Origin of the sequence: Francisella noatunensis subsp. noatunensis, from assembly GCF_009823375.1 — a bacterium.
Lineage (GTDB): Bacteria > Pseudomonadota > Gammaproteobacteria > Francisellales > Francisellaceae > Francisella > Francisella noatunensis.
The window spans coordinates 1-7,406 of sequence record NZ_WBSX01000091.1; the positions used below are offsets into that span (position 1 = coordinate 1).

A 7,406-nucleotide genomic window follows, 5' to 3' on the forward strand; every position below is an offset into this window, starting at 1 on the left:
CCTCATGTTTTAATCTACCACAAATAAGTTCCGGAGATATCTTCTTTTTTAACAAAGCTATTATTAGCTTTTTAACTTTACAGGATAGCTTATGATTATTTGAAGTTCTGCGGCTTTGATATAGCTTCTGTGCTATCTCAGCATTATAGTCACTATTTATACTAGTGCGATTAAGTTCCTTTTTTATAGCTCTTTCACTATAGCCAATTTTATTGGCTATTTGAGATGTTTGGTATCCTAATTTAAGTAATTCTTCTATACAATATCTATTTGAAAGAGTTAAGTGCTTTGGCATTTTTTAGTTCCTTATCGTTTATTTTAGTTTCGTCAAAACCTAATAAACTATATTTGGAACTCTCTTTCAACTATTTAAAACTTTCAGAATACAATCTAGCAGCAATTAAATCTATGATACAATTACAAAAATTTCTTTGAATTTTAAAAGTTTAATAATGAGATTTATATTTAGACACATTTTTTTATTTAACACTGTTATTTGTTTTATTGCGTTAGTCGCAGTGGTGTTCACAATTATTGGCTTAGGATGGAAACCATGCCCTATGTGCCTGATACAGCAACTATGTGTACTTTGTACAATGATATTTAGCATTCTAGGGCTGATAAAAAATAGTTCAAAAGGATTCAGTACAATAGTACAACTAGCAATTATCTTGATTATTGTTGTAGGTTGCTATATAGCTGCCGATCAAGCTTACTTACAGTACTTCTCCTCAACAATATCAGATGATCCTACAGGCTGTGGCGCTATTAGTAACCCTTTCCTAATTGATGCTACAAAATCATTAACAGGAACTGTCAGTAGCTGTACTAGCATTGCTGAAGAGATCTCTGGTGTTAGTTTGGCTGTATATAGTTTGATATTTTTCATTTGCTTATTAGTCATAAATTGTGTCAGTTTATTTGGTAAGAATATTTAAAAAATAGTGGGATATAACGGTGGATTTTAAAAAAACTTTTTTAGACCTTAAAGAGAAAATTAATTCTAATAAGAAAAACTACTCAATTTTTGTACTGGCAACTATTGTTGTAGCTTGGCTCATACTCGGTAAACTTGGAATATCGCTAGCAATTGTCTACTTTATTTTTCAAGTTAAATATATTAAAACAAAACTCTCTTTACTCAAAAATAAACGCACTGCTTCAATAGCAGTTGTAGTAGCGACATTAATCCTTTTTGGGGCTATTTTTGGTTTTGCTGAATTTATTCAAAGCATGATAAAAAAAGGTATGGCTTCTTATGTACCTCAACCTGTAGCTGTAACATCTTCTGTTGTAGAAAAGACCGACTGGAAACAAGTCATAAACACTATTGGTGAAGCACAAGCTATCCAATCCACCGAGATTTCTTCTCAATCTGGTGGTATTGTAAGTGAAATCAATTTCAAAAGTGGACAAAAGGTTAAAGAAAGTGATCTTTTATTCAAATTAGATACTAGTCAACTAAAAGCTAGTCTAGAAGAAGCACTATCAAACCTTAAACTTGCTGAAATCACAAAAGATCGTTATAACAAACTTGTAGAACAAAGAGCAACTTCAAAAGAATCTGCTGACAAGGCTAACGCTGATTACTTATCAGCATTAGCACAAGTTCAAAATATAGAATCTCAAATTGGCTTCAAAGAGATTAGAGCACCATTCGACGGCAAGATAGGTATTAGAAACATAAGCTTAGGTCAATATTTCAACAACGGCGATAATGCTGCTACACTTACCAAAATTGATCCTATATTTATTACACTCCCTGTACCACAAAACAAAGTTAGTATGATTAGCGTTGGTCAAGAAATTAACTTCTATTCTGACTCATACCCAGGAGAAACATTTACTGCGAAGATAACAGCTATAAACTCTTTTATTAATGATTCAAATAGATCCATAACCGTTCAGGCAACATACCAAAACTCACACCACAAAATAGTCCCAGGAATGTTTTTAACTGTCCATGTTAGTCTACCTGTTAAGAAAAACTCTATTGTAATTCCTAGAAATGCGGTTTCATATAGTCTTTACGGTCAGTCAGTATTCACACTTGAACCCGTGATGAAAGATGGCAAGCCTGTTATGGCATCTTATACATCTACTGCTGATGGTGGTATGAAAACAGTTGATACTGACAAAACACTATATAAAGTAGGGCAAGCTAATGTTGAAGTCTTAGAAACTAGAAATAACTTAGCACTAGTCAAAGGCTTAGAACCTGGTACTACCATTATCACATCAGGACAAAATAAAGTGCATAAAGGAATGGATGCAATACTGAACAATAGTGTAAAGATTGATAACAATATATATAATCAGGGAATCCAGTAATGCGTTTAATTGATCTCTTTATTAGAAGACCTGTTCTATCTCTTTCAATAAGCTTTATGATTATTGTTGTAGGAGTAGGTTCATTTTTTCAATTACAAATTAGACAATATCCATACATAGATAGTGCTACTATTACAGTTACAACAGCCTATCCAGGTGCAAACCCTGCTACAATCCAAGCTTTTGTAACTAGACCGATAGAGGCTGCAGTAGGCTCCTCCAAAGGTATTGATTACATGACATCATCATCAGCACTAGGGACAAGTACAATTACTATATATGTAAAACTTGGCCAAAATACTAACGATGTACTCTCAAAAGTAGTCCAGAACGTAAACTCTATACTTAACCAACTCCCTCAAGATGCTTATTCTCCTGCTATTAAATTAAATCCTGCAGATAACTTCCCTTCATTGATTCTAGCTTTTACAAGTAAGACAATGAATACATCCGAAATATCTGCATATATAAACTCTGAGCTTACACCTAAACTATTAGCTCAAGGAGGACTTTCATCTGTTGATGTTTGGGATAATAAGCCCTATGCGATGCGTATATATCCAAATAAAACTCGCATGGCAGAATATGGAATCACTCCAACAGAATTAGCTACCGCAGTAAGTTCAAATAGCTTAGTTTCAGCTGGCGGTCAAATACAAGGACCTTACTTAAACTATACACTTAATCCTGAAACAAGTATGTCTACAGCTCAAGAGTATAGAAACTTAATTGTCAAAAAGAGTGATAAGCAAGTAGTGCGACTTAAAGATGTTGCTAAAGTTGAGCTTGGAGCTCAAGACCATAACTCTTCAGTATACTTTGATGGCAAGAATGCTGTCATGACCGGAGCAGTTGTATCTCCAGAAGAAAATCCTCTAGATGTCGTTGATAGACTAGTTGAAGAGCTACCAAATATTAAAGCTGCTTTACCAAATGGTCTAGATGTTAATATTGCATACAACAATACTACATATATTGAAGCTTCTATTGAAGAGGTTCTACATATATTATTCGAAGCTATAATAATTGTATCTGTAGTAATATTTTTATTTTTAGGATCGTTTAGAGCAATTATAGTTCCTGTTGTTGCAATTCCTCTTTCAATTATTGGATCATTCTTTTTGATGTCGCTTATGGGCTTCTCAATTAATCTTCTAACCCTTATTTCCATAATTCTTGCAATCGGTCTTGTAGTTGATGATGCTATTGTAGTACTCGAGAACATTTATAGACATATTGAAGAAGGAATGGAGCCTTTTGCAGCTTCTATCAAGGGTGCTAGAGAGATATCCAACCCAGTTATATTAATGACTCTAACCCTAGTTGTAGTATATGCTCCAATCGGTATAATGGGTGGCTTCACAGGACAACTATTTACCGAGTTTGCTTACTCTCTTGCTGGTGCAGTTGTAATATCTGGTATAGTTGCATATACACTCTCGCCAATGCTATGCTCTAAAATTCTAAATAGAGAAATGATGAGCACAAAACTAGTTAAATTCATTGATAAACTTTTTACAGCACTAACTGCAAAATATAAAGCAACCTTAGAGTTTGTCTTGGATATCAAACCAGCAATAGCTATCGTAGGGCTTATTGTGCTAGCAAGCTGTTTTATAATGGGCAAGGGCATTAAATCCGAACTAGCTCCCAATGAAGATATGGGCTTCTTAGGAATTATGGGACAAGCACCATCTTCTGCAAATATCAATTATCTAGAAACTTTTGGTACAAAATTAGCTAGCACACTAGATGAAGTTCCAGGCAAGCAAGACACTTTTATTCTTAATGGTGTAATGGGCTCAAATGTAATCTTTGGTGGCTTTATTATGCAACCATGGGATAAAAGAGAAATATCCCAACAAAAGGCTGCTAATATTGCTCAAGAAAAAGTTACAGGGTTACCGGGCATTCAAACTTATACATATCAAACACCTGCTCTTCCAGGAATACCTAGAGGTGCTCCGCTATCTTTAGTTATTCAAAGTGTTAATGATTATGAAGCTATTGATGAAATTACTAATAAAGTAATAGATAAGATGATGAAAAGCGGATTATTTGCATTCGCTCAAAGTGATCTTAAATTTGACAACCCTGTTGTTGATATTAGTATTGATCGTGAAAAAGCTGGTATATTAGGCATTACTATGTCTGATATTGCCAAAACATTAGGTTACTCTTATGCTGAAGGATATATCAACTATTTCTTCCTGAAAGGATATAGCTTCCAAGTAATCCCTCAATTAGCTCGTAATGAGATGTTAACTCAAGAGCAATTAGGCAACATATATATCCATTCAGATGAAGCTAGTGATTTGTTTAATTACGAGCTTCCTTTATCTGCACTAGTATCTTTCAAAACTGAAGGACAACCTCTCACCTTAAATACATTCCAGCAGCTTAATGCATCAACAATTTCAGCAGTTATGGCTCCAGGAGTAACCCAAGGTCAAGCTATTGACTATGTTAAAAGTGTGGTTAGAAGTGAGTTACCTGAAGGATTTTCATTCAACTTCTCTGGCTCTGCTCGTCAGTATATTGAGAACGGTAATACTATGATGGTAGCTTTTGCATTTGCAATTATACTTATTTTCCTAGCATTATCTGCTCAATTTGAGAGCTTTAGAGATTCTCTAGTAATCTTAGTTACTATACCAATGGCTATATCTGGTGCACTAATACCTTTATATGCTGGCCAGTATATGGGTGCTGGATGGGCATCACTAAATATATATACCCAACTAGGGCTTGTAACATTGATTGGTCTAATATCAAAACAAGGTATTATGGTTGTTGAGTTCGCCAATCATTTACAAAAGCATGAACGTATGAATAAGTATGATGCTATTGTAACATCATCATCACAACGTCTAAGACCTATTTTGATGACAGTATCAGCAATGGTTATGGGTGTCATCCCATTAGTAACGTCCTCAGGTGCCGGTGCTATTAGTAGAAACTGTATAGGCGTAGTTATTTCCAGTGGACAGGTAATAGGAGCAATTTTCTCTCTATTTGTACTTCCTGTGGTATATATGTATATAGCTAGTGATAAATCTATTGCTGTAAAAACCGACTCTGAACAACAAAAAATCATCGACGATCTTTCAGAATAATTTCTTAATAACATCTTTTGTTATTAGTAAATTTATATTTTTTTTGATAGACTAAAAATTATGTTCAAGTTTATAAAACTTCCGAAATGAGCAAAAGCCACCTTCCTCAAACCAAACTATTGGCTACTTTAGCATGGGTAGTATGTTTAATTGCAACTCTTAATTATAGTTACGACTTCTTTATTAGAGCAGCTCCTGGTGTAATGGGAGATGACTTAATTCGTGATTTTGGTATTAGTCATACACAACTTGGGATGTTATCTTCAGCATACTTTATATCTTATACAATAATGCAGATTCCCGCAGGTGTGCTTTTAGACAAGTATAATCGTAAGGTAGTAATTAGTATTGCCACAACATTCTGTGTTCTTGGTAACTACTTATTTTCTGCCACAAATGATTATGAAATTGCTTACATTGGTAGAATATTTATGGGCATAGGCTCTGCTTTTGGGTTTATTGGCGCTGCTAAAATGGCTGCAATGTGGCTACCAGAAAGACTTTTTTCAACATTTATAGGATTTGCTACAGTTGTTGGTATCTTAGGCGGTTTAGTCACTGATACAATGTTATCTAGCTTAGTATCTGAGTTAGGATGGAAAGAAGGTAACGCTGTATTTACATATATTGGTGTTGGAGTACTACTTCTAATAGTTCTATTTATTCGCGATAATCCAAAACATGTTCAGAAATTTACTCACTTGAGCGAAGCTAACTTTAAAGAAACTATCACTAAGGTTTTTAAAATCTTCTGCAATACAAAATTTTGGTCAGCAAGCATAATTGGAGCAGTATTATTTATACCAATTAATGTACTAGGCTCTCTGTGGGGAGTTGGTCTAATTCAAGCTAAATTTGGTCTTGATCAAGAAACTGCGTCTCATATTAATGGTGTATTATTTATTGGTGCTGCGGTAGGCTTCACAATAGCAGCAATTGTAGCTTCGCTAACAAATAGATATCGTCGTATGCTAATTCTGAGCATAATATCTCTTGCTGTTATTTTAGCTATCATTCTGTATATCCCTATGAATTTATCAGTATTCACTCTGCTATACTTCTTACTTGGTGCTGCAGCTGGACCTCAAGCAGTTACATTTGGTATAGCTAAGATAATATCTCCAAAGGGAACTGCAGGATCTGCAACAGCTGGTGTGAACATGATAAATAATTTCATCCCTATCATATTACTACCATTAGTAGGATATATACTTACTCATTTTGGGACACTTATTGGAGACTCGACTTCAATATATACAATTACAAGTTATCAAAATGCTCTTGATATGGTAATAGTATTTTTATTAGTTTGTCTTCCAATTGCTATGATTATTCCTAAAGAAATAGATGCTGATCTTAATCACTAATATAATAGCTCTTTAATCTTCTATATAACAGCTAGATTGTATTCTCAATGTTTATAGAGATACCAAAATGTACTTCATTAGGTGTCAAGTAATTTAAACATTTCTTAGGTCTATTATTCAAGTCTATCTGTAACTTTCTAATGTATTGATGAGATATATTGTTAAAGTTAGTACCTTTAGGTATAAATTGTCTGATATACCTATTCATGTTTTCATTAGTACCTCTTTGCCAAGGACTGTATGGATCAGCAAAGAATACTTTGATGCCAGTCTTGCTAGTTAGCTTCTTATGTTTAGCAAACTCTTTACCATTATCAAATGTAGCTGTTAATATTTTATGACCATTAGATACTTTGTACAATATTCTATTGATTGAATTAGCTGTTCTATCTATAGACTTGGCTAAAATAGTAAATCTGCTAGCTCTATCGACCATTGTTACAATAGCACTTTTATGGTCTTTACCAACAATAGTGTCACCTTCAAAGTGATAAAGATTTTTTCTATTAGCACTGCTAGGTCTTTCAGAAATACTCGCTCTATCCTTTATCTTAACTTGTTTAGAGTCACCTTCTTTTTTGTATTTATATTG

At 34.0% G+C, this 7,406-nt stretch carries 6 protein-coding genes; 4 read left to right on the forward strand and 2 right to left on the reverse strand.

The window, feature by feature from the left end; genetic code table 11:
• Nucleotides 1-295, reverse strand: a 295-nt coding sequence (locus F8C69_RS07680) for a helix-turn-helix domain-containing protein (RefSeq protein ID WP_159184785.1), incomplete at its 3' end; no start/stop codon positions are given.
• A 157-nt stretch (nt 296-452) separates the two neighbouring features.
• On the opposite strand from F8C69_RS07680, the gene F8C69_RS07685 reads away from it, so the two are divergent.
• From F8C69_RS07685 to F8C69_RS07700, 4 genes are all read left to right on the forward strand, one after another.
• A complete protein-coding gene (locus F8C69_RS07685; protein WP_234384167.1) occupies nt 453-938 on the forward strand; it encodes a disulfide bond formation protein B in 486 nt (161 codons plus the stop codon).
• 19 nt (nt 939-957) lie between these two features.
• Nucleotides 958-2,331, forward strand: coding sequence for an efflux RND transporter periplasmic adaptor subunit (locus tag F8C69_RS07690; protein ID WP_159184791.1), 1,374 nt, complete (start codon nt 958-960; stop codon nt 2,329-2,331).
• A complete protein-coding gene (locus F8C69_RS07695) occupies nt 2,331-5,447 on the forward strand; it encodes an efflux RND transporter permease subunit (protein ID WP_159184792.1) in 3,117 nt (1,038 codons plus the stop codon). The genes F8C69_RS07690 and F8C69_RS07695 overlap by 1 nt, the downstream gene beginning before the upstream one ends.
• Before the next feature lie 86 nt (nt 5,448-5,533).
• Nucleotides 5,534-6,814, forward strand: a complete 1,281-nt coding sequence (locus tag F8C69_RS07700; RefSeq protein WP_159184793.1) for an MFS transporter — start codon at nt 5,534-5,536, stop codon at nt 6,812-6,814.
• A 31-nt stretch (nt 6,815-6,845) separates the two neighbouring features.
• On the opposite strand, the gene F8C69_RS07705 is transcribed toward F8C69_RS07700, so the two are convergent.
• On the reverse strand, nt 6,846-7,406 hold a 561-nt coding region (locus F8C69_RS07705), incomplete at its 5' end, for an IS30 family transposase (protein WP_159183759.1).